The 23,074-nt window shown below is 68.3% G+C and carries 20 protein-coding genes; 9 read left to right on the top strand and 11 right to left on the bottom strand.

The features are described 5' to 3' along the window. Positions 1-24: 24 nt before the first annotated feature. Genes QMK34_RS36010 through pdhA form a run of 3 tightly spaced genes read right to left on the bottom strand, consistent with a single transcriptional unit; the run spans position 25 to position 3,620 of the window. On the bottom strand, positions 25-1,374 hold the full coding sequence (locus QMK34_RS36010; protein WP_326419195.1) for a dihydrolipoamide acetyltransferase family protein: 1,350 nt from the start codon (positions 1,372-1,374) through the stop codon (positions 25-27). A gap of 9 nt (positions 1,375-1,383) precedes the next feature. Further along, on the bottom strand, positions 1,384-2,379 hold the full coding sequence (locus tag QMK34_RS36005) for an alpha-ketoacid dehydrogenase subunit beta (RefSeq protein WP_326419194.1): 996 nt from the start codon (positions 2,377-2,379) through the stop codon (positions 1,384-1,386). Then, positions 2,376-3,620 (bottom strand): pyruvate dehydrogenase (acetyl-transferring) E1 component subunit alpha, encoded by a 1,245-nt coding sequence (gene pdhA, locus QMK34_RS36000; protein ID WP_326419193.1) that lies wholly within the window; start codon positions 3,618-3,620, stop codon positions 2,376-2,378. Before pdhA ends, QMK34_RS36005 begins: the two co-directional genes overlap by 4 nt. A gap of 484 nt (positions 3,621-4,104) precedes the next feature. Here pdhA and QMK34_RS35995 point away from each other — a divergent pair, with 484 nt between their 5' ends. Beyond that, positions 4,105-5,517, top strand: coding sequence for a M20/M25/M40 family metallo-hydrolase (locus QMK34_RS35995; protein ID WP_326419192.1), 1,413 nt, complete (start codon positions 4,105-4,107; stop codon positions 5,515-5,517). Between the two features lie 76 nt (positions 5,518-5,593). Here the strand turns inward: QMK34_RS35995 and QMK34_RS35990 are convergent, their stop codons facing one another. The 3 genes from QMK34_RS35990 to QMK34_RS35980 are packed head-to-tail and all read right to left on the bottom strand — an operon-like array spanning position 5,594 to position 9,045. Continuing rightward, positions 5,594-6,436, bottom strand: a complete 843-nt coding sequence (locus QMK34_RS35990; protein ID WP_326419191.1) for a transglutaminase family protein — start codon at positions 6,434-6,436, stop codon at positions 5,594-5,596. Continuing rightward, positions 6,433-7,380, bottom strand: coding sequence for an alpha-E domain-containing protein (locus QMK34_RS35985; RefSeq protein WP_326419190.1), 948 nt, complete (start codon positions 7,378-7,380; stop codon positions 6,433-6,435). Before QMK34_RS35985 ends, QMK34_RS35990 begins: the two co-directional genes overlap by 4 nt. 9 nt (positions 7,381-7,389) lie before the next feature. Continuing rightward, entirely contained in the window at positions 7,390-9,045 is a 1,656-nt protein-coding gene (locus QMK34_RS35980) for a circularly permuted type 2 ATP-grasp protein (protein WP_326419189.1), read from the bottom strand. A gap of 146 nt (positions 9,046-9,191) precedes the next feature. On the opposite strand from QMK34_RS35980, the gene QMK34_RS35975 reads away from it, so the two are divergent. The 3 genes from QMK34_RS35975 to QMK34_RS35965 all read left to right on the top strand — a co-directional run bounded on the left by QMK34_RS35975 (position 9,192) and on the right by QMK34_RS35965 (position 11,671). Then, a complete protein-coding gene (locus QMK34_RS35975; protein ID WP_326419188.1) occupies positions 9,192-10,016 on the top strand; it encodes a transporter substrate-binding domain-containing protein in 825 nt (274 codons plus the stop codon). Between the two features lie 81 nt (positions 10,017-10,097). Next, complete coding sequence (locus QMK34_RS35970) at positions 10,098-10,904, top strand: amino acid ABC transporter permease (protein WP_326419187.1); 807 nt, start codon at positions 10,098-10,100, stop codon at positions 10,902-10,904. Next, on the top strand, positions 10,901-11,671 hold the full coding sequence (locus QMK34_RS35965; protein ID WP_326419186.1) for an amino acid ABC transporter ATP-binding protein: 771 nt from the start codon (positions 10,901-10,903) through the stop codon (positions 11,669-11,671). The genes QMK34_RS35970 and QMK34_RS35965 overlap by 4 nt, the downstream gene beginning before the upstream one ends. Before the next feature lie 130 nt (positions 11,672-11,801). Here the strand turns inward: QMK34_RS35965 and QMK34_RS35960 are convergent, their stop codons facing one another. Genes QMK34_RS35960 through QMK34_RS35945 form a run of 4 tightly spaced genes read right to left on the bottom strand, consistent with a single transcriptional unit; the run spans position 11,802 to position 14,871 of the window. After that, on the bottom strand, positions 11,802-12,545 hold the full coding sequence (locus tag QMK34_RS35960) for an ESX secretion-associated protein EspG (RefSeq protein WP_326419185.1): 744 nt from the start codon (positions 12,543-12,545) through the stop codon (positions 11,802-11,804). After that, entirely contained in the window at positions 12,545-13,759 is a 1,215-nt protein-coding gene (locus tag QMK34_RS35955; RefSeq protein ID WP_326419184.1) for a hypothetical protein, read from the bottom strand. Before QMK34_RS35955 ends, QMK34_RS35960 begins: the two co-directional genes overlap by 1 nt. Beyond that, complete coding sequence (locus QMK34_RS35950; RefSeq protein ID WP_326419183.1) at positions 13,756-14,337, bottom strand: DUF3558 domain-containing protein; 582 nt, start codon at positions 14,335-14,337, stop codon at positions 13,756-13,758. The genes QMK34_RS35955 and QMK34_RS35950 overlap by 4 nt, the downstream gene beginning before the upstream one ends. A gap of 27 nt (positions 14,338-14,364) precedes the next feature. Further along, entirely contained in the window at positions 14,365-14,871 is a 507-nt protein-coding gene (locus tag QMK34_RS35945; RefSeq protein WP_326419182.1) for a PE domain-containing protein, read from the bottom strand. 243 nt (positions 14,872-15,114) lie between these two features. Between QMK34_RS35945 and QMK34_RS35940 the strand changes: the two genes are divergently transcribed. Beyond that, a complete protein-coding gene (locus QMK34_RS35940) occupies positions 15,115-17,472 on the top strand; it encodes an oxidoreductase (RefSeq protein ID WP_326419181.1) in 2,358 nt (785 codons plus the stop codon). Between the two features lie 66 nt (positions 17,473-17,538). Continuing rightward, a complete protein-coding gene (locus tag QMK34_RS35935; RefSeq protein ID WP_326419180.1) occupies positions 17,539-18,003 on the top strand; it encodes an SRPBCC family protein in 465 nt (154 codons plus the stop codon). Positions 18,004-18,283: 280 nt separating this feature from the next. Here QMK34_RS35935 and QMK34_RS35930 read toward each other — a convergent pair whose 3' ends face one another. Then, positions 18,284-18,859, bottom strand: coding sequence for a hypothetical protein (locus tag QMK34_RS35930; RefSeq protein WP_326419179.1), 576 nt, complete (start codon positions 18,857-18,859; stop codon positions 18,284-18,286). A 165-nt stretch (positions 18,860-19,024) separates the two neighbouring features. On the opposite strand from QMK34_RS35930, the gene QMK34_RS35925 reads away from it, so the two are divergent. The 3 genes from QMK34_RS35925 to QMK34_RS35915 are packed head-to-tail and all read left to right on the top strand — an operon-like array spanning position 19,025 to position 23,070. Continuing rightward, a complete protein-coding gene (locus QMK34_RS35925) occupies positions 19,025-20,833 on the top strand; it encodes an NHL domain-containing thioredoxin family protein (RefSeq protein WP_326419205.1) in 1,809 nt (602 codons plus the stop codon). Between the two features lie 38 nt (positions 20,834-20,871). After that, the gene (locus QMK34_RS35920) at positions 20,872-21,165 is read left to right on the top strand and encodes a GroES family chaperonin (protein ID WP_326419204.1); all 294 of its coding nucleotides are present in this window, start codon (positions 20,872-20,874) and stop codon (positions 21,163-21,165) included. 24 nt (positions 21,166-21,189) lie between these two features. Next, on the top strand, positions 21,190-23,070 hold the full coding sequence (locus tag QMK34_RS35915) for a VanW family protein (protein ID WP_442785284.1): 1,881 nt from the start codon (positions 21,190-21,192) through the stop codon (positions 23,068-23,070). Positions 23,071-23,074 lie beyond the last annotated feature (4 nt).

Here is a 23,074-nt window from a genome sequence, read left to right as displayed (position 1 = left end):
ATCGGCCGCAACACTCACGAGTCACTAGTAGGTCATCGCCATAGCGGGGTCGGCGAGCAGCGCGCCGACGTCCGCGAGGAACTCCGAGCCCTGCTGCCCGTCGACCACGCGGTGGTCGAAGCTCAGCGAGAGCTGCAGGACCTTGCGGACCTTGATCTCCCCGTCGACCACCCACGGCGTGTCCTTGATCGCGCCGAGGCACAGGATCGCGGACTCGCCGGGGTTGATGATCGGCGTCCCGGTGTCGACGCCGAAGACGCCGACGTTGGTGATGGTGAACGTCCCGTTCGACATCGCCTCCGGGGTCGTCTTGCCCGACCGCGCGACGTCCGTGAGCTCGCCCAGTGCGGCGGCGAGCTCCGTCAGCGACATCGCGTCGGCGTCGCGGACCTTGGGCACGACGAGCCCGCGCGGGGTGGCCGCGGCGATCCCGAGGTGCACGTAGTCCTTGAAGACGATCTCCTGCGCGGCCTCGTCCCAGACGGCGTTGATGTCCGGAGTCCGCTTCACTGCCATGCAGACCGCCTTCGCCGCGAAAGCGAGCGGAGTCAGCTTCAGGCCTGCGAACGCGCGGTTCTTCTTCAGCCGCTCCCGCAGCTCCATCATCGGCGTGACGTCGATGGTCAGGAACTCCGTGACGTGCGGAGCGGTGTACGCGCTCTGCACCATCGCGGCGGCCGTCGCCTTGCGGACGCCCTTGATCTTGACGCGCCGTTCACGCGTCGACGGGTCCACAGTGGACACTGCCGCGGCTTCGACGGGCGTGCCGTTCGCGGCTTGGTGGACGTCGTCGCGGGTGATCACGCCGCCGTTGGCCGTGCCGGTCAGCGCGTGCAGGTCGACGCCGAGCTCCTTGGCGAGCTTGCGCACCGGGGGCTTCGCCAGGGGCACGTACCCGCCCTTCGGCGCCACGGGAACCGGCGCCGGGGTGACGGGAGCCGCGGCAACGGGCGCCGGAGCAACGGGAGCCGGTGCCACCGCGACCGGCGCGGGTGCCGGAGCGCCGTTGGTCTTGCGCGCCCGCCGCTGCGTGACGACCGTCTTCGAGCCGTACCCGACGAGAGGCTTCATCTCCTCTTCCTCGGGCGCGGCGGGTGCGACAGCGGCAGCCGGTGCCGCGGCGCCACCAGGGTCGACGTCCATCGTGAGGATCGGCGTGCCGACCTCGACCGTCTGACCGGGCTCGACGTGCAGCTCGGTGACCACACCCGCCCACGGGATGGGCAGTTCGACGGCCGCCTTGGCGGTCTCGATCTCGACGACGATCTGGTTGACCGTCACCGTGTCGCCGACCTTGACCTGCCAGGCGATGATGTCGGCCTCGGTCAGCCCCTCGGCCGTGTCGGACAGGGGGAACTGTTTGAACTCAGGCATCGGTTTCCCTCACCAGCCCAGCGAGCGGTCGACGGCGTGCAGCACGCGGTCAAGGTCGGGGAGGTAGTGCTCCTCTAGCTTGGCGGGCGGGTACGGCGTGTCGAAACCGGTCACCCGCAGCACGGGGGCTTCGAGCGAGTAGAAGCATTCCTGCTGCACGCGCGCGGCGATTTCCGAGGTCAGCGACGACTCCGACGGCGCCTCGCTGATCGCGATCAGCCGTCCGGTCTTGCGGACCGACTCGAACACCGGGCCGAGGTCCAGCGGCGAGAGCGTGCGGAGGTCGATGACCTCGAGCTCCTTGCCCTCGTCCGACGCGGCGGCCGCCGCATCCATGGCGACCTTCACCGACGGGCCGTACGCGACGACCGTGGCCGTCGTGCCCTGGCGGACCACCTGCGAGCTGAAGATCGACGGCACCGTGGCCGCGGTGTCGACTTCGGCCTTCAGCGCGCCGGAGTGGTACAGCCGCTTCGGCTCGAAGAACAGGATCGGGTCGTTCGACTTGATGGCCTGCTGGATGCCCCAGTAGGCGTCGACGGCGTTGGACACCGCGACGACCTTCAGGCCGGGGACGTGCGCGAACAGGGACTCTGGCGACTCCGAGTGGTGCTCGACCGCGCCGATCCCGCCGCCGAACGGCACCCGGATCACGACGGGCATCTTGATCTTGCCCTGGGTGCGGTAGTGCAGTTTCGCCAGCTGGCTGACGATCTGGTCGAAGCCGGGGAAGATGAAGCCCTCGAACTGGATCTCGCACACCGGCCGGAACCCGCGCACGGCAAGGCCGACCGCGGTGCCGATGATGCCGGACTCCGCCAGCGGCGTGTCGAGCACGCGCTGCTCGCCGAAGTCCTTCTGCAGGCCGTCGGTGATGCGGAAGACGCCGCCGAGCTTGCCGACGTCCTCACCCATCATGAGGACCTTGGGGTCCTCTTCCATGGCGCGGCGCAGGCCGAGGTTGATGGCCTTGCCGATGGTCAGTTTCTGCGTGTCATGGTTCATCGGAGCTCACCCGCTGTGTCCTTGCTCGAGCCCGCAAGCGACTCTTCGGAAGCAAAACCGTCGAGGTAGGAAAGGAACTCTTCGCGCTGCGCGTCCAGGACCGGGGAGTTCTCGGCGTAGACGTTCGCGAAGATCCGCTCGGGAGGCGGTTCAGGCATGTTGAAGCAGTAGTCGCGCAGCTCCGCGGCGAACGCGTCGGAGTCGGCCTGCACCTGGTCGAAGAAGTCGTGATCGGCCCCGCCGTTGCGGGCGAGGTACGCCCGGACGCGCTCGATCGGGTCCTTCAGCTTCCACTCCTCCAGCTCGTCGGAGAGCCGGTAGCGTGAGGGATCGTCGGTGGTGGTGTGGGCGTCCATCCGGTAGGTGAACGCCTCGATCAGCACCGGGCCGTTGCCGTGGCGGCACTCCTCCAGGGCCCAGCGGGTGACCGCGAGGCAGGCGAGTACGTCGTTGCCGTCGACGCGGATGCCGGGGAAGCCGTAACCGCGGGCGCGCTGGTAGAGCGGCAGGCGGGACTGGCGTTCGGTCGGCTCGGAGATGGCCCACTGGTTGTTCTGGCAGAAGAACACGAGCGGGGCGTCGTAGACCGCGCCCCAGACGAAGCCCTCGTGGACGTCGCCCTGGCTCGTCGCGCCGTCGCCGAAGTAGACGACCGTGGCCTCGCCGTCGTCGTCACCGACCTTGCCCTCGAACTTCTGGCCCATCGCGTACCCGGCGGCGTTGAGCACCTGGTTGCCGATGACGATCGTGTACGGGTGGAAGCCGTGCTTCTTGTAGTCCCAGCCGCCGTGGTCGGTGCACCGGAAGATGCCAAGGACCTCCTTGAGGTCCACGCCGCGCGCGTAGGCGACGCCGTGCTCGCGGTAGCTGGGGAATGCCATGTCGTTCGGCTTCATCGCGCGGCCGGAGCCGATCTGCGCCGCCTCCTGGCCCAGCAGCGGGACCCAGATCCCGAGCTGGCCCTGGCGCTGCATCGCGTTGGCCTCACGGTCCGCGCGGCGGACGAGCACCATGTCGCGGTAGAGCGCGCGCAGTGCTTCGTAGTCGACGTCCTCGACGTACTTGTCGAACTGCGGCGAGGGCACCCGCTCGCCTTCGGGGGTGAGCAGCTGAGTCAGCTCAGCTCCACCTTCACTTGTTGCTCGCAAACCGGCGATCACCTGTTCGGGGGAGGGTTGAGCCGCAATCGCGGCTGGACCTGCTCCAGGCTCCGGGTGCGTCCACTGTTCGGGGGACGGCATGCGCTTGTCTCCTTGATGTCGGTGCCGCTTGGCCGCTTGTGGCGGCCACAGCGACTTCACCAGCCGGGGACCAGCGCGTCGGGTCCGAAGCGCTCAGTCACCGTCGGCGTTGACGGTTCACGCCGACATCCTGGCACGAAGGTCGGGGTTTCCGTGAGCCCCGGATACTGATTTGTTGCTAAGAAACAAGGGCTGATCAGGGGAAACGCTAGGAAGCCCGATGATGTGGCAGCCGAAAGTAGGGGGTACGGCGGCGTGGGCACGCTCGGCGCGACCTGCTCGTTCGGTCGAACCGGTCACTGTCCGGCGATGCTCCGCGCACCTCCTCACCCCACTATCGGCCATCGGTGTGATCTGTGCCACCGCGAGGCTTTTTCGCAGGCGTGCCGCCGAGAACCTGGGTGTCGCCGGGACGACTTCACGCGGTGCGCCCTCTTTGTGGCGGCGCGAGTCCGTAAGCGCGCTCGCCAACTAACATGAACCTGTGGAGCAGAAAACCGTACGTGAAACCGTGGTTTCGGGCTGGACCAACGACGTCCTCCCGAGCCTGTCCGGACTGGTGGAGATCCCCGCCCTGTCCCCGGCGTTCGATTCCGACTGGGCCTCGACCGGGCACCTGAAGGCCGCCATCGAGCACGTCCGCGAGTGGATCGCCGCCAGGGAGATCCCCGGCGCGACCCTCGAGGTCGTCCAGCTCGAGGGCCGCACCCCGGTGCTGCTCGTCGACGTCCCGGCCACGCCGGGCGCCGAAGGCAAGGGCACCGTGCTCATGTACGGCCACCTCGACAAACAGCCGCCCGTCGGTGGCTGGTCCGAGGGCCTCGGCCCGTGGACGCCGGTGATCCGCGACGGCCGCCTGTACGGCCGCGGAGCGGTCGACGACGGCTACGCGGGCTACGCGGCGACGACGGCGCTTCAGGCCGTACACGCGGGAGGCGGTGAGCACGCTCGCGCGGTGATCCTGCTGGAGACCGCCGAGGAGTCCGGCAGCCCGGACCTCCCGGCGTACATGGAGCACCTGAAGGCGCGCCTCGGCAAGGTCACGCTGGTCGTCTGCCTCGACGCGGGCGGCAGCGACTACGAGCGGTTGTGGCTGGTCAACAGCCTGCGCGGGATGCTGCACCTCAACGTCACCGTGCGCGTGCTCGAGTCTGCGCAGCACTCCGGCATGGCCAGCGGCATCGTGGCCAGCTCGTTCCGCGTCCTGCGGCAGCTGATCGACCGCATCGAGAACGCCGAGACCGGCGAGATCAAGCTCGAAGAGCTCAACGTCCAGATCCCGGCGGAGCGCCTGGAGCAGGCGAAGGCCGTGGCGGGCATGAGGCCCGGCGCGTTCAAGACGCTGCTGCCGGTGGTCGGCGAGACGGTCTCGGACGACGACCTCGAACTGCTGCTCAGCAACACCTGGCGCCCGACGCTGTCGATCATCGGCGCGGAGGGCTTCCCGCTCCCGCCCCAGGCTGGCAACGTCCTGCGCGACAAGACCACGCTGACGCTGAGCTTCCGGCTCCCGCCCACCGCGGATGCCGCGGTGGCGATCGAGGCGGTCAAGAAGATCCTGACCACGGACGTGCCCTACTCGGCCAAGGTCGAGCTCGGCGACGTCCAGGCCGAGAACGGCTGGAACGCGCCTGCCGAGGCCCCGTGGCTCAGCTCCGCCCTGGAGCGGATCGCGGGCGAGGTCTTCGGCGCACCGCACCGCAGCTCCGGCATGGGCGGGTCGATCCCGTTCATGGGCCTGCTCGGCGACCAGTACCCGGACGCCCAGTTCCTGGTCACCGGCGCCTGCGGGCCGGACTCGAACATCCACGTCCCGGACGAGTGGCTGAACATCGACTTCGCCCAGCAGGTCACCGAAGCCGTCGCGCACCTGCTGGACGCGCACGGCCGCAGCTGAGTCTCAAGCGACATAAACTGCCCCTGAAGGCCACCATCACAGCGTTAAACGCCGTGATGGTGGCCTTCAGGGGCAGTCACATCAGGCGGGTCAGCTGCACCGAGACGTCCAAAGTGGACTGGCCGCCGCCGGTGAAGATGCCCTTGAGCGGCGCGACGTCGGCGTAGTCCCGGCCCATCGCCACCCACACGTGCCGCGGGCCGACGCCGATGCCGTTCGTCGGGTCGTACGCCCACCAGCCGCCGGTCCAGACGTCGACCCACGCGTGGCTTTCGCCCTGCACCATCTCGCCGAGCTTCGCCGAAGGCCGCGTGTGCAGGTAGCCCGACACATATCGCGCCGGGACGCCGATCGCCCGCAGCATCACCAGCGTGACGTGCGCGAAGTCCTGGCACACGCCTTCCTTTGCCTTCCACGCGTCGGTCGCCGTGCTGTGCACCCCGGTCGTCCCGGGTTGGTACTTCAGCTGCTCGTTGACCCACTCGCAGATCGCCAGCACGGCGTCCGCGGGCTCCAGGCCCTTGCGCAGCTCCCGCGCGACCTTCGACAGTTCGGGATCACGCGGCGTGTACGGCGTCGCACCCAGGTACTCGGTGCGGTGGTCGATCACGTTCTCGCTGCGGAGGTCCTTCCACGTCGCGGTGCGGATCGGCTCGGCCTCGTCGGCGGTCTCGACCACCGACGTCGCCAGCACGGTGAACTCGGTGTGCGGCGCGTGGAGGTCGAACGAGGTCACCACGGTGCCCCAGTAGTCGGTGTAGCGGTACGCGCGGGTCGCGGGCGTCGTCTCGATCCGGTTCGCCACCGTGTTCTGCCGCCGGTCGGAGCGCGGGGTCAGCCGCGCCTCGTTGTACGACTGCGTCGCCGGGGTCGCGTAGCGGTACCCGGTGGTGTGCGAAACCTTCAGCTGCCAGGTCACAGTGATACCTCCGCGCCGCGCCAGGCCACCCACGGCGATGTGTTGAAGTACTGCACCGAAACCGCCTCGCCGATGTCCCTGATCGATTCCTGCAGCGCGCCCAGCCGGGTCGGCAGGTCCTCCAGCAACGCCGACGGGTGCAGGAATTCCAGTTCACTCCGGGCCCGCCCGAGCAGCCGCAGCGCCTCGGACTTCTCGTTGCCGCGCGTGTTCAAGCCGGGGTCGAGCCGCTCCAGGCACTCCTCCGCCTGCCGCAGCGCGTGGAACACCGAACGCGGGAAAAGCGTGTCCCGCAACAGGAACTGCACGACCCGGCCAGCGTCGAGCGCGCCGCGATACGTCCGCAGGTACGTGTCCTGCGCGCCAGCCGACCGCAGCACGGTGATCCAGCCGGGCGAGGAAGCGCGGTCCGAAACCCGCGAAAGCAGCAGCCGCACGACCATGTCGGCGCGCTCGATCGAGCGGCCGAGCACCAGGAACAGCCAGCCGTCGTCGCGGCTCATGGTCGAGTCGGCGAGCCCGGCGAACATCGCCGCGCGTTCCTCCACAAAGGACAGGAACGCGTGCGGCCCGGCGCGGCGCGCGTACCGCTGCCGGTCCGGCACCGCGTTCCACGTCGCGTTCAGGCACTCCCACAGCTCGGTCGAAACGACCTCACGCGCGCCGCGGGTGTTCTCCCGCGCCGAGTTGATCGAGCCGACGATGGACGCTGGGTTGTCCTTGCCGTACGCGACCAGTTCGGTCAGCTTCCAGACGTCAAGGGCGTCCTCGCCCTCGGACTCGATCCCCAGCACGGCGAGCAGTTGACGGCTCGCGTAGTCGGGGTCGACGCTGGCGTCTTCGAGCAGTTGGTGCACGGAGACGTTGAGAATGCGCGCCGTGTCGTCGGCGCGCTCGACGTAGCGGCCGATCCAGTACAAAGATTCCGCGTTGCGAGCCAGCATCACGCCTCCTTACTGCTGCTGTTGCTGCTGCTGGGACGTGGTCAGCTCGGGCCCCTGCTCCGCCGCGATACCGTCCACAGTGGACAACGCGCCGAGCGCGGGCCGGTCGAGTTCACGTTCGGCCGTCGACGAGCGGGACGCGAGCACCCAGGTGTCCTTGGAGCCGCCGCCCTGCGAGGAGTTGACGACCAGGCTGCCCTCGGGCAGCGCGACGCGGGTCAGCCCGCCGGGCAGCACGAAGATCTCCTTGCCGTCGTTGACCGCGAACGGCCGCAGGTCGACGTGCCGCGGCGCGAGCCGGTCGCCGACCTTCGCGGGCACGGTCGAGAGCTGGACCACGGGCTGTGCGATCCAGCCGCGCCGGTGGGCCTTGACCTTGCGCCGGATGGTGTCGAGCTCGGACTTGCTGGCGTCAGGACCGAAGACGATCCCGTAACCGCCCGAGCCCTCGACGGGCTTGATCACCAGCTCGTCGAGATGCGCCATGACATGGTCGAACTCGTCGGGCAGCCAGCAGCGGAACGTGTCCACATTGGGCAGCAGCGGCTTCTCGTTGAGGTAGTACTTCACCATCTCGGGCACGTAGGTGTAGACGAGCTTGTCGTCACCGACGCCGTTGCCGACCGCGTTCGCGACCACCACGTTGCCCGCGCGCGCCGCGTTGAGGATCCCGGCGACGCCGAGCACCGAGTCCGGCCGGTAGTGGACCGGGTCGAGGAACTCGTCGTCGATCCGCCGGTAGATGACGTCGACCTGCTGCTCGCCCTCGGTGGTGCGCAGGTAGACGACGTTGTCACGGCAGAACATGTCGCGGCCCTCGACCAGCTCGACGCCCATCTGCCTGGCCAGCAGCGAGTGCTCGAAGTAGGCCGAGTTGTGGATGCCGGGGGTGAGCACGACGACCATCGGGTCCGCCACGTTCGCCGCCGCGGCCGCCCGCAGCGCGCGCAATAGGTGCGCCGCGTAGTCGCCGACCGGGCGCACCCGGTGACTGGCGAACAGGTCGGGGAACACGCGCGCCATCGTGCGGCGGTTCTCCATCACATAGGAGACCCCGGACGGGTTACGGAGGTTGTCCTCCAGCACCCGGAAGGTGCCCTCCTCGTCGCGGACCAGGTCGACGCCGGAGACGTGGATGCGCACGCCGTTGGGCGGGCTGATGCCGAACGCCTCCCGCTGGAAGTGCGCGCACGAGGTGATCAGCCGCCGCGGCAGCACGCCCTCGCGCAGGATCTGCCGGTCGCCGTAGATGTCGGCGAGGAAGGCCTCCAGCGCCCGCACCCGCTGCGCGACCCCCCGTTCGAGCTTGCTCCATTCGGCCGAAGGGATGACCCGCGGCACGAGATCGAGCGGGAACGGCCGCTCCTGGCCGGACAAGGAGAAGGTGATCCCCTGGTCGACCATCGCCCGGTCCAGCGCCTCCGACCTGGCCGTGAGGTCGTTCGAGTCCAGCGCCGCGATGGACTCGTAGAGCGCCCGGTACGGCCCGCGCACGATGCCGTCCGGCGAGAACATCTCGTCGTAGGCCCCCGCGTGCGGGCGCTGCGGCGCGAGGTAGCCGTCGAACTGGGCGCCTGGCCGCGCTGTCCGCCGGGTCTTCGCGACCCGGGCACGGCGTCCCCCGGGTGGCAGCCGCGGCGCGGAGTTGTTGTTCATGCTCGTCATCCTGACTCACCCTGCCACGTGAACGCGATACCCACGGTCTGGTCGTCCGGGACGAAACGGCGTCGTAACGTACGGGTGCTGGGCACTGGCCCCATTGAGTGGCAGGATGCGTGTCTCGACAGCTGAGAACTACGAGGAGTGACGACGTGGCGCGTGGACCCCAACTGAAAGCGTTCGCCCTGATACCGGCGCTCGCCCTGGCGGCCGGCGCGCTGGCCGCGTGCGGCGGGGACAGCGGTGGCACAACTGCCAGCGGCGTCCAGCTGATCGCGCAGGGCAAGCTCACGACCTGCACGCATCTGCCCTACCAGCCGTTCCAGGTCAAGCAGGGCGACAAGATCGTCGGCTTCGACGTCGACCTCGTCGACCTGGTCGCGAAGAAGCTCGGCGTCACGCAGAGCATCGTCGACATCGCCTTCGAGAACATCGAGTCCGGTGAAGCGATGAACTCCGGCCAGTGCGACCTCGCGGCCGCCGGGATGACCATCACCGACAAGCGCAAGGCGAAGTTCGCCTTCTCCGACCCGTACTTCGAGGCCACCCAGGCTCTGCTGGTCAAGGCCGGTTCGCCGATCAAGGACTTCAGCAACGTCACGGGCAAGAAAATCGGCGTTCAGTCCGCCACCACCGGCGCCGACTACGCCAAAGAGAACGCCAAGGGCGCCGAGATCGTCACCTTCGACGACCTCGCCCTTGAGGAGCAGGCGGTCAAGAACGGCACCGTCGACGCCGGGATCAACGACAACGGCGTGCTCTACGACTTCGTGAAGACGAACCCGGACACCACGGTGGCGATCGAGTTCAAGACCAACGAGTTCTACGGAATCGGCATCAAGCAGGGCAACACCGCCCTCGTGACGGCCACGAACGAGGCGCTCAAGGCGTCCGTTGGGGACGGCAGCTACGCGCAGATCTACCAGAAGTGGTTCGCCAAGGCACCGACCTGGCTGCCCGGTGGCGCCACCAAGTGACACTCCCGCCTGTGGCCGGTGCTTCCGCACCGGCCACAGCGGTGTTTCCGACGCCCGATCCGGGCCTGCTAGAGGAGTGAAATGGCACTGAGCCGCCGCCAACGACGATCGGCGTTCCGGACAGCGCAGTACGTCCTGCTGCTCGTAGTTCTCGTGGTTTTCGCGTTCCTGGCCAACTGGGGCCAGATCGGCCGGGCCTTCTTCGACCTCGACGTCGCGGCCAAGCAGTTCCCCGACGTCATCACGGTCGCGCTCAAGAACACGGTCATCTTCACCGCGCTCGGTTTCGCGCTGGGCCTCGGCCTCGGCCTGCTGCTGGCGCTGATGAGGCTTTCGTCGGTGGGCCCCTACCGCTGGTTCGCCCGCGGGTACATCGAGTTCTTCCGCGGCCTGCCCGCGCTGCTGATCTTCCTCGCGGTCGGCGTCGGCGTCCCGATCGCGTTCCCCGACACGCACCTGCCGCGCAACGTGTCCATCATGCTGGCGCTGGGCATCGTGTCCTCGGCCTACATGGCGGAGACGATCCGCGCCGGTATCCAGGCGGTCCCGCGCGGCCAGGTCGAGGCCGCTCGCTCGCTCGGTATGTCACCCGCGAAGTCGATGATCACGATCGTCATCCCGCAGGCGTTCAGGATCGTGCTGCCGCCGCTGGCGAACGAGCTCATCATGCTGACGAAGGACTCGTCGCTCGCGTTCCTGCTCGGGACCACCCCGGCACAGCAGGAGCTGGCCCAGTTCAGCCGCCAGGCACTGCTCGAAGCGAAGGGGCTCACGCCGATCGTCGTGGCCGGGCTCTGCTACCTGGTGATCACCATTCCGCTGTCCATCCTGCAGCAGCGGCTTGAGAAGAAATACGGTGCCGGCGTGTCCGGCGGAGGTGCGACATGACCAGCGGCAGTACTGACGTGATCGTCGAGGTTTCCGGGCTGCACAAGGCGTTCGGCGACCTCGAGGTGCTCAAGGGCATCGATGTCGAGGTCAGGCGCGGGCAGGTCATCTGCATCATCGGCCCGTCCGGGTCCGGGAAGTCGACCCTGCTGCGCTGCGTGAACCTGCTCGAAGAGCCCCAGCAGGGCAAAATCGTGGTGAACGGCGACGAGATCACCCACGAGGACGTCGACATCGACGCCGCGCGCCGCAAAATCGGCATGGTCTTCCAGTCGTTCAACCTGTTCGCGCACCTGACGGTGCTGGAGAACCTCACCGTCGCGCAGCGCAAGGTCCTCAAGCGTGGCAAGGAAGAGGCCGAGCGGATCGCGAGGGAGAACCTGGAGAAGGTGGGGCTCGCCGAGAAGGAGAACGCCTTGCCGGGGCAGCTCTCCGGTGGTCAGCAGCAGCGCGTGGCCATCGCCAGGGCGCTGTCGATGAACCCCGAGGTGATGCTGTTCGACGAGCCGACTTCGGCGCTGGACCCGGAGCTGGTCGGCGACGTGCTGGCGGTGATGCGGCAGCTGGCCCAGGAGGGCATGACGATGCTCGTGGTCACCCACGAGATGCAGTTCGCGAAGGAGGTCGCCGACGCCGTGCTGTTCATGGACGGCGGTGTCGTCGTCGAGCAGGGCCCGCCGTCACAGGTGATCGGCGACCCGCAGCACGAGCGGACGAAGCTCTTCTTGTCCCGGGTTCTCAACCCGACGCACAACACGCCTTCGTAAAGCGGGTTCACGCACTGGCCAACGGCAGGCCAGTGCGTGAACGGTGTAGCCGCCGACGCCGGGAGATGGCTGATCCACCTTTCAGCGGGTTGGTCACTCGCGGCGCACCGGCCCGTGGCAGTGCCGTCGTTCACCGCCCGCGCAGCTCGTTTTCCAACTGCTGCAACCGCTTCGCGACATCCTGTGGGCCCGCCCCGGCCAGGCTGATCCAGCCGTTCGAATCCTGTCCGAACAGCACGCGGCCCTGCTCGGTGTCCAGCCAACCGGGCGGATTTTCATTGCGGCGCCGCTTGTTCTGACCCTCGCGCACCGCGACGTACAGCTGGCCGAAGTACTTGTACTCCATCTGCAGCCAGTGCAGCACCCGTTTCGCGTCGCGGATACTCGGGCTCGTGCCGTTCGGCAGCTTGCCGCGTTTGATCTCTTCCAGGTCCGCCTGCGCGCAGTTCAGCGAGTGCACCTGCGCGGCTTGAGCCTCAGGAAGCTGCGCGGCGAAGTCCGTCGCGATCGTCTCCGGCCGCGTCGGCGTCAGGAACACCGTCCCGTTCACCAGCACGACGATCACGGCCTCGCGATCGTTCCGAGCTGTGCGGACGGTCCGCTCCCCGCTCGCGGCCTTCACCCACGAGTAATACTCGACCGCGGGCCGCTGCAGCATCTGCAGCGTGTCGAGGAAATCGCCGTCGGGACGGCCGTGCCGGAGCAGGCCGAGCTTGGCCAGTTCGGCCTGAGCGGACGCGGCGAGCTGCTTCCGCTCCTCGGGCAGGTACCACTGCGCACCGCGGACTAGCGTCGGATGGATGTCTCCGAGATTCTGTTGCTCCAGCAGCGTTTCGTACGTCTGAAGGCTGATCCCGGCCGGTCGGTGCAGCATTACGCCCCGATCACCGGCGGTGTCGGCTTGTCACCGTCGTAACCCCCGAAGATCGAGTCCGGATCCTCCTCTGGCAGCAGGATCTTGCGCTGATGCTCCTCGTCCTCGCCACCTTTGCCGCCCTTGCCGCCACCCATACCGCCCATGCCACTGGCGGGCTTACCGGCGGCGGGACCGCCCACACCGCCGCGACCCATCGCGCCTTCGGCGGCGGACATACCCCCGCGCCCCGCACCCGTCGCGCTACCGGACCCGGGTGCACCGCTACCGCTGCCACCGGCGCCACCACCGGTCCCGAAGCCCCCACCAGGACCAAAACCGCCTCCGCCGCCCGGCCCGAAACCGCCGCCACCACCACCGCTGGAGTCGCCCCCCGGCCCGAATCCACCAGGCCCGAATCCGCCAGGCGGCTGCATCCGCGACGGGGTCCTCGCCCACGACGGGTCAGTTCCATCGGTCGGCCGCCGCATCCCCGGCGGACCCACCGGCGGCCTGCTCACCGGCGGCCTATTCACGGGCGGCCTGCTCACGGGCAGCTTGCTCACGGGCGGCGCGACGTAGTTCCCTGCCCCGGGCGGGGCGGTGTACGTGCTCGGCCCACCGGTGTACCCACCGGACGACCCGCGGTGCGCGCCCGATCCCCCGGTGAACCCGCTCGTGTGCGTGCCCCCGGTGTTGATCGGATCGGCGGTGATGGGCACGGCGTCGACGTTGGGATCATGAGCCGCGGGATAAGTCGGCGCCAGCGTGCTCTGCCTCGGCTGAGTGCTCTGCCAGTAGGGCTCGTACGCCTCGACGTTCTTCTTGGTGTCCGCGTCGAACTTCGCGGCGGCCTTCTCGTCGTCACTGGCACCGATGGACAGGATGTCTCCGGGACCCCAGTCCCCCGCGCGTTCCTTCTCGACCGGGACCACGGCACCACGCGTGTGGTGGAAGGCCGCGTTCTGGTCGAACATCGACTGCCGCGCCCGATCCATGTTCTCGGACGCGATCTTCGAGGTCTGGATCAGCGGCGCCAACCCGGCAGCGCCGCTTTCGGCGGCCTTGCCTTTCCAGAACGACGCGAGGGCCGTTTGGCTGCTCTCCATGGACCTGGTGATGTCCTCGTGGATCACCTTGAGCTTGTGCGAAGCGACCTGAGCCGCGTCAAGCCTTGTGGTCGTGGCAGGATTCGAGTTCAGCTTTTCGAAGATCTCCCAGCCGCTGTACGTCACGACTGGGCTTCCTTGAGGTGCTTGACCGCGAACTCGGCGATCTTGACGTTGACCCCACAGGGATCGTTGTATCCGGGGCTACCGTCAAACAGCCGCGTGACCAGGGTGTACATCATGTTGTCACGGACGCCGACCGCCAGGTTGCAAACACCCTTGTTTTCTCCGCCATTGGCGAAGACGACAGCCGGATATCCAGCGATGTCAGGGAGTGGTTTAAAGGTCGTGAGACCACTTCCCTGTGCCTTGAGGGCGTAGAAGTGGCTCAGTCCATCAGGCTCGCTCAAATTCATCGCGCCGTTGATTGTCCCGGTCAAGTCGGCGAAGATCCACAGGCAGCTCTGGCCGTTGCCGACCGGCTGTAACTCGGCGCTTTCGAGCTTGCCCCCCGCGCTCTCGATTTCCGTGTTCGTCGCAGCTTGGCAGGGTTTGCTTTCGAAGGCCCCGGTTTTCAACGGGTTGGCTACCTTGGGCGCGCCGGCCCTGGGGAGACCTGTGGCGTTCGTTGATGATGGGGCAGGGTTTGGCGTTCCCTGTGTCGTGCTGCTGCAGGCAGCCACGAAAGTGATCGCGGTGGCCACAACGGCAACTAAGAAACGAGAACGCATTCAGAGAGCCTTCCCCGTGTCGCGGAGCGCATCGATCGCTGCTTGATCTTGCTGCTCGTAAGCGGTCTTTATGTCTCTAAGGGTCTTAACGTAGGCCCGTGTGTAGTCGACTGCACTGGTAAGGAAAGCTTGATACTGAGCACCAGACCGGTTGGCGGCGTCCACGTACACGTGGCTTGCAACTTCGTCCCCCATCGCATCTATACCGGTCAAATGAGATACCTCATTCGTGGCACGGCTGAAGTCGTGCTTGATGCTGTCTTCCAGGTCCTTGATCACAGAGTCCATCGCCTCGGGATCGAACTTCCAGCCGCCGTTGCCTGAGGCGGCGGCGAAGTCGGCCTTGGCCTGCCCGGCGCCCAGATTCGTGTAGTTGGGCCCCGCAGGTGGCGGCGTGGCCGCGGTGGACCCTTGGACGAGACCTGCATCGGGCGGTGGTGCCTGTTGCGGATTCGTGTTCAGCTGGTTCTGGACGCCCTGAAGGCCGCCGGTGCTCGTATCTCCCATGTCGTGCCTCCCCGCACGGACCGCGCTTCGGTTGCCAGGGGGCGGCCTACCCTGTGTCTACGTTCTGCTACCGGGGAGTGACTCTAGCAGCACCGGCTCGGCCGTTGGGCGGGTTCGGCCGAGATCACTCGCCGGGCTGGGCGACGCTGGGTGATTTGTGCCGTCGCGGACGGGACCAGTCCCGGGTGTACTCCGTTAGGCTGCTTGCGCAGGCAGGGCGGACTATCCGGAGGGGACCACTGGATGCCGGGGTTTCGACGCGGTGTGCCACGAGATCCGGGGGAGGATGGGGTTTCGGTGACGGAAACCGCGTTGCCCCCACTCGATCCGTTTGCCGGGATTCCGGACAAAAGGTACGAGGTCAAGGCCGCTGAGCTCATCAAACCGGACTCCGGGGGCCTGTTGCGCTGGCGTCGCCAGGCGACTAACGCGCCGATCGTGCAGGTCGAGGACGCCTACATCACCGGGCACCTCGATCTGCGGGCCGCTGACCTCAAGTACCTGTTCCGGTTCGAGCGCTGCCGGTTCGAGCAGCCGCCGGACGTCCGTGAGGCGAGCCTGCTGGGGCTCGTCTTCCGCAAGTGCTGGCTGCCCGGACTCAAGGCGCGCAACCTGCGCAGCCGCAACGACGTCCGGCTCATCCGCAGTGTCGTGGAGGTCGATCCGGACGATCGGGAGATCGAGGAGACGACCGTCCAGCGCGGGGACGACCGGGAACGCGGGATGCCGAACGCCGCGGTCAACCTCACCGACGCCGTGATCGACGGTTCCGTCGTGCTGACGCGCACCGTGATCAGCCATCCGCGGGGCAAGGCGATCCAGGCCGATCGGTTGCACATCACCGGCGCGCTGCTCGCGTATCGCATGGTGGCCAACGGGGAAGTGCGCATCCCGGGCCTGAGGACCGGCGGTAACGTCAATTTCTCCGGGGCCACGCTGAACAATCCGGACGGCTTCGCGCTCAACGGGAACGGGCTGCACATCGGCGGCAGCCTGTTGTGCGAGGTGGACAACTATGGTCCCAAGAGTCAGCGGAAACGCTTCTCCGCCAACGGTATTCTCTATCTCCCCAGCGCCACTGTGGACAGTGACATCGTGCTGCGGGAGGCGCTGCTCAAGGTCAACCAGCACGGGCCCATCGCGGTCGCCGCGTGGAAGTCCAAGGATCCCTACCTCGATCCGCGCCCGGCGCTCGTCGCGGACCGGCTCAGCGTCGACGGCAACCTCGAACTCAGCGACGGGCTGCAGGCGACCGGCACGCTGCGGATGGTCAACGCGCGCATCGGTGGCTCGTTGCGGCTCGCCAAGGCGGAGATCCAGGTCGTGCGCGGCGAGCAGGCGCCGTTCTACGACCGGGCGCTGCACCTCGACGGCAGCGAGATCGGCGGCGACATCGAGGCGACCAGCCTGAAGGTGCACGCCGGCCAGGTCCGGATGGCGGACGTCAAGGTCGGCGGGAACGTGCTCGCCTGGGACACCACGTTCCGGCACGCCGGGCGCGACGTGCTGTCCGCCCGGCGCACGAAGATCGCCGGGAACCTGCACCTCACCGACGCGACGGTGCAGGGGACGTTGCGGCTGCAGGGGGTCGAGGTCGGCGGCAGCCTGAACCTCTACGGCACCAAGCTCGTCGAGCCGAGTGTGCGCGGCAGCAGCAGTTTCTCGCTCGACGTCCGCACTGCGCGCATCGGCCGCGACCTGGTGCTCACCGAGGACAAGGACCGGCCGTTCCTGGCCGCGGGCGGGGTGAACCTCGACGGCGCGCAGGTCGCCAGGCGGGTCGATCTGCGGGGCGCGGTGCTGGGATCGCTTCCGCAGCACGGCATCTCGCTCGACGCCAGCGACGTCAACGCCGACGAGTTCCTGCTGACGCCCAGCGTTCCGCCGAACGGGCGGCTGGTGCTGCGTCGCGCGCACTGCGGCACGCTCGACGACAACGAGCATTTCTGGGCGTCCGCGGGCGGTATCGAGCTCGAGGACTTCCGGTACGACGCGCTCAAGCACGGCTTGAAACTCGACGACGACCGCGCGCTGGACCACCGCATCGCGCTGCTGCGCCAGGCGATGGACGGCTATCGCCCCGGCCCGTACGACCAGCTCGCCGCGACACTGCGCGCGTCCGGCAACGAAGAACACGCGTCGACGGTGCTGCTGAAGAAACAGCAGTTCCGTTATGAAGCGCTGGCGCAGGGTTTCAAGGTTTTCGGTCCAGGGGTTCGCCTGTGGAGCTGGCTGCAGCGTTCGATGGTCGGCTACGGCTATCGCCCGGTGCGCGCGCTCGGCTGGCTACTCACCTTGCTGGTGCTGGGAAGCCTGTGGTTCGGGCTCGGCACCGACGTCTGCGTGCACGACCCGAACCCGCTGAAGTACGCGGTGAGCGGGCCGCGGTGCCTGGTCAACCAGCAGGACACCGGCATGCAGTGGAACCCGGTCCTGTTCACCGCGGACCTGCTCGTGCCGATCGTCGACTTCGGCAACAAATCCCGCTGGTACATGGCCGGGGCCGACAACTGGATGGCCGCCGGATTCACCGCGATGGGCTGGATACTGGCAACCACCATCGCCGCCGGAGTGAGCCGAATGCTGCGCCGCTCCAACTGACGTCGTACCGCTTGACAGGTGACATACCGTGGGTATGTCACCTGCCGCCGACGAAACGAGGCCACGATGCCAGGTCCCAGTGCCACCGGGCGGATCGTTGTCGAGGCATCGCCCGAGAAGGTATACGCGCTGGTCAGCGACCCGGGTTCGTTGGCTGGGTTGGCTGAGGAGTATGCGGGGTATCGGTGGCTTGGAGACGCCAAGGCCGCTGCGGTCGGGGCTCGGTTTCGGGGGAGTAACCGGCGGGGTTTGCGGCGGTGGAGCACTGTTTCGACCGTCACCGACGCTGAGGTGGGGCGTCGGTTCGGGTTTGAGGTGACGTTTGTGGGGCTGCCGGTTGCGCGGTGGCAGTACGACATCGAGCCCGATGGCGTGGGCAGCGCGGTCACCGAGAGCACGTGGGATCGGCGCGCCCGGTGGTTGAAGGTGCCGACCGCATTGGGCACCGGGGTTTGGCAGCGGGATGAGACCAACCACGAGAACATCGCGGCTACTTTGCACCGTCTCAAGGATGCTGTTGAGCGGGTTTGAGGGGCGGCCAAAGGGGTTTTTGGTTTAGTCCTGAGGTGTGGTTAGGAGCCTGTGTTTTTTGGCCAGCGCGCTCACGAACTCGCGCCGCCAGGTCGCCCCTGGCCCCCAGCGTAAGTGCGGGTTTTGCTTGTAAGGGGGCGACCTGCCGTCGCGAGTTGGGAGGGCCTGGCGGCCCTGAAAGAGGGCGCGCGGCGGTGAAGTCTCCACCTCGCAGAGCTCGGCGGAGACGCTGGGGTTGGGGCAAACTGTTGTGGTTGGGTTTTTGTTGTTGGTGTTGTGGTCAGTCTATGAAACGAGACCAGAATTCTATGCGGCGTGGGGGCGGTTCTGGTGGGGGGCCTAGGGGTTCGCCGCCGAACTCGTGGCGTAGGTAGCTTTGTATGTTGTAGCCGTAGTAGATTATGTCGGTTTGGTATACCGAGAGTACTGGGTAGCCTGTTGATTCTGGTATTCCTGGGAGGTAGCGGTGGCCGCAGATCGGTATTAGCTGGGGTACTGCTGTCAGGCAGTCGCGGGCTATTGCCAGTGCCTCGGTTAGGTCTGTTGGGCGGGGGCCCCAGTCGGGGAGCCAGGTTCCGTTTTGCTCTACGTCGTAGAGGACTCCGTCGACGGGCCATTCGAGGCGCTTTCGGAGTTGTTCGGGGTTGCCGTGCTGCCAGTCGGGCCAGCGGTCGCCGACCGGTACGCCCGCGGCAAGGAAGGTCCGGTGATCCGCGGCGAACCGGAACCCGAACCGCCGCTCGACGTCGTCGAGTTCGGCTTCGCCGAGTCCAGGCCGCACGGGTTCGCGCAGCATGGACTGCAGCGCGTGTGCTTCGGGAGGCGTCAACGCGCCACTCGCCTGGTAGGTGGACATGGTGACGAGGTTAAGCTCGCCATGCCCTCGCCCGCTCGTCCTTTTACGCCCTTCGGTGCCTCCCTCTCGCGGGTGAGCTCGACCGCTCAGAGGCTGGACCTCGGAACAGCGCGTGAGCGGATGTAGTTCACTCTTGGTGTGACCACCCCACGACCGCAGTCCCGCGTGCGGGCCCCCGAGCTCGTCGGCGACGTTTGGCTGAACACCGGCGGAAGCCGGATCACCCTCGCTGAGCTGCGCGGACGCATCACCATCCTCGATTTCTGGACCAGCGGGTGCATCAACTGCCTGCACGTCCTGGACGAACTGCGCCCGCTGGAGGAGGAGTTCGCCGACGTCGTCGTGACGATCGGTGTGCACTCTCCGAAGTTTCTGCACGAGGGCGAGACGGCCGCGATCGAGGCCGCGGTGCGCCGCTACGAGGTCCACCACCCGGTGCTCAACGACCCCCAGCTGACGACCTGGTCGCAGTACGCCGTCAAGGCGTGGCCGACGCTCGTCGTCGTCGACCCGGAGGGCTACGTCGTGCACGTGGCCGCGGGCGAGGGGCACGCGGAGGCGCTTCGCCGCGTCATCGGCGAGCTGGTCGTCAAACACGAGGCCAAGGGCACGTTGCGCCGCGGCGGCAGCCCGTATGTCGCGGTCGAGGAGCAGCAGACCGAGCTGCGCTTCCCGAGCAAGGCCGTCGCCACCGCCGAGGGGCGCGTCCTGGTCGTCGACACCGGCCACCACTCGATCGTCGAGTTCGCCTCGGACGGCGAGACCGTCGTCCGTCGCTTCGGCAGCGGCGCGCGCGGCGCGCAGGACGGCCCGTTCGACGTTGCCACCTTCACCGAGCCGTCGGGCATCACGCTGCTGCCCAACGACGTCGCCGAGCGCGCCGGTTACCACGCCGTCGTCGCCGACACGGCCGGTCACCGGCTGCGCGGGCTCGACCTCAACACCGGCGAGGTCACCACGGTGGCCGGTACTGGGCGCCAGTGGCGCAACGGCACCGACTCCGGCAAAGCCCTCGACGTCGACCTCACCAGCCCCTGGGACGTCGCCTGGTGGGCCCCCGCGGGCGGCGTCGTGGTCGCCATGGCCGGAAACCACACGCTGAGCGTGTTCGATCCGGTCACCGGTGGGATCCGTCGCTTCGCGGGCACGACCGTCGAAGGCCTGCGAGACGGCGACGTCACCGAAGCGCACTTCGCGCAGACCTCGGGCCTCACGCCCGACGGCGACAAGCTGTGGCTGGCCGACTCCGAGACGTCCGCGCTGCGGTGGATCGAGCCGTCGGGCGAGGCGTTCACCGTGCACACGGCGATCGGCGTCGACCTGTTCTCCTTCGGCCACGCAGACGGCCCGGCCGACGAGGCGCTGCTGCAGCACCCGCTGGGCCTCGCCGTGCTACCCGGCAGCACGATCGCGATCGCCGACACCTACAACGGCGCCGTACGCCGCTACGACCCCTTCACGCGCCTGGTGACAACGCTCGCGACAGGTCTGCAGGAGCCGTCAGGGCTGCTGCTGCACGACGGCGAGCTGCTGGTCGTCGAGTCCTCCGGGAACCGCATCGGCGCCATCCCGACCGACGAGACGGCCGACGTCGCCGGTGACGCCCTCGCGGTGCGCCGCCCGCCGACCGTGCTCGCGCCGGGCGAGGTGGAGTTCGCCGTCGTCTTCACGCCGCCGCCCGGCGAGAAGCTCGACAGCCGTTACGGACCGTCGACCCGCCTCGAGATCAGCGCGTCGCCGCCCGAGCTGCTCGCCGACGGCGCCGGGGTCGGCACCGACCTCGTCCGCAAGATCCGCTTCGCCGAGGGCGTCACCGAGGGTGTCCTGCAGGTCGTCGCGCAGGCGGCCAGCTGCGACGACGGCGGTGAGCACCCGGCCTGCCGGATCACCCGCCAGGACTGGGGCGTCCCGGTGCGGTTCGAGGCCGGCGCCGGGAAGGTGCTGAGCCTGATGATGGCGGGCGAGCCCCGGTAGCCCGATATCATGGCGTCGTGCCCAAGCTCGAGATCCAGATGCTGCACGACCGCGTGCTGGTGCGACTCTCCCCGGAGGAGGGCGAGCGCCGCAGCAGCGGTGGCATCGTGATTCCCGCCACTGCTCAGGTCGCGCGCAGGCTCGCCTGGGGTGATGTACTGGGTACGGGCGGCAGCGTGCGCAACGTCAAGGTCGGCGACCGCGTGCTGTTCAACCCCGAGGAGCAGCTCGAGGTGGAGATCCAGGGCGAAGGACACCTGGTGATGCGCGAGCGGGACCTCCACGCGGTGGCGACGGAACGGACGGAAGACGGCACTGGGCTCTATCTTTAGCTGCCCGGGGCGAGAGGGGCTGGCGTGCGCGACGAACCCGGCGAACCTTCCGCCACCGAGACCACCGACCGGCTCGGCGGCGTGGCCGAGGACGTCGGTACCGACATCTTCGCCGACGACCTGCTGGCCGAGAACGATCCGGACCTGGTCGAGGAGCTGTTCGAGGGCGACCGCGTCGTCCCGCCGCCCGCCACCCCGGCGACCCGCTTCCGCAAGGGACTCGGCAAGGTGTTCCTGCTGGTCGGCGGGTTCATGGTGCTGTTCGTGGTCTGCTACGCGGTCGACCTGATCACCAGCGCGGGCGACGTCCCGCGCGGGGTCACCGTCACCGGGATCGGCGTCGGCGGCCTGACCCACGCGGACGCCGAAGCCAAGCTGCGCCGCGAGCTCGGGCCCCGGCTGACGAAGACGGTGCAGGTCCGCGCGGGCGATGTCCAAGCCACGCTGGAGCCCGCGCAGTCCGGCCTCGGCGTCGACTGGCCGAACACACTGGGCCAGGCGGGGCACCAGCCGCTCAACCCGTTCACCCGGATCCTGTCGTTCTTCACCAGCCGCGAGGTCGGCGTGGTGACCAAGACCGACCCGAAGCTCATCACCCAGGCCGTCTCGGACCTGGCGGCGCGCCATCTCGACCACGCGCCCGTCGAGGGCAGCATCGCCTTCAAGGACCTCGGCGGCGGCAACGTCACCCCGTACCCGGTCGAGCCGCGACAGGGCCAGTCGGTCGCCGACGTCGAGAGCGCGGTCACCGCGTTGACGGACGGCTGGCTCGGTGGCGGGGACATCACCATGAACGTGGTCGTCACCCCGGTCAAGGCGACCTCCGCCGGCGTGCACGCCGCGCTCGACAAGGTCGTCGTGCCCGCCGTGGCGAAGCCGGTCGTGGTGCACGGCGAGGGCGCCGACGCGATCCTCAAGCCGGACGCGATCGCGAGCTCGTTCCAGTTCGTCGCGAAGGACGGCGGGGCCGTCGAAGTGCGGATCGACCAGAGCAAGCTGCAGGCCTCGCTGGCGCCAGGGCTGAAGGGCACCGAGACCGACGGCCAGGACGCGCAGATCGTCTTCGACACCGGCCAGCCGACGATCGTGCCGTCGGAGGACGGCCGGAAGGTCAACTGGGAGAACACTTTCAAGCCGCTGACCGGGGTACTGGCGAAGGCCGACGGCCGTGAGCTCAATGCCGTCTACGACGGCAGCAAACCCGCCGTGACCACCGAGGCGGCCGGGGCGCTGGGCATCAAGGAGGTCATCGGCGAGTTCTCCACCGGCGGATTCTCCGGCCCGGCGGCGGTGAACATCCAGGCGCTGGCCGCCCGCGTCTCCGGCACGCTCGTGAAACCGGGCGAGACGTTCAGCCTCGGCGCCCGCTCCGGCCCCCGCACGGCCGCGACCGGCTACGTCCCGGCGCCTGCCGACGAGGACGGCACCGGCCCGGTCGTGGTCGGCGGCGGCGTCTCACAGTTCGCGTCCACGCTCTACAACGCGGCGTACCTCGCCGGGCTCGCCGACGGCGGCCACCTCGAACACGAGACCTACTTCGACCGCTACCCCGTCGGCCGGGACGCCAAGGCGATCAACGCCGACGGCAGCGCGGTCGAGCTCAAGATCGCCGACGACACGGCAACCGGGTTCGCCATCCAGGCCTCGGCGGGCGGCGACTCGGTGACGGTCCGGATCTGGGGCACCAGGCACGTCCGCGTCGAGGGCACCGGCGGCGACCAGTCGAACTTCGTCGCCCCGCCGGTCCAGTTCGGCTCCGGCGACACCTGCCGCCAGTCGGGCGGCACCCCGGGCTTCAGCGTTTCGAGCACCCGCGTGCTCTACGACCTCGCCACCGCCAACGAGGTCCGCCGCGACACCCGCAACACCACCTACGCCCCAAAGCCAACAACCCTCTGTCCCTAACGTG

Source organism: Amycolatopsis sp. H20-H5 (assembly GCF_035828755.1).
GTDB lineage: Bacteria > Actinomycetota > Actinomycetes > Mycobacteriales > Pseudonocardiaceae > Amycolatopsis.
This window is presented reverse-complemented; position numbering and strand designations above follow the sequence as displayed.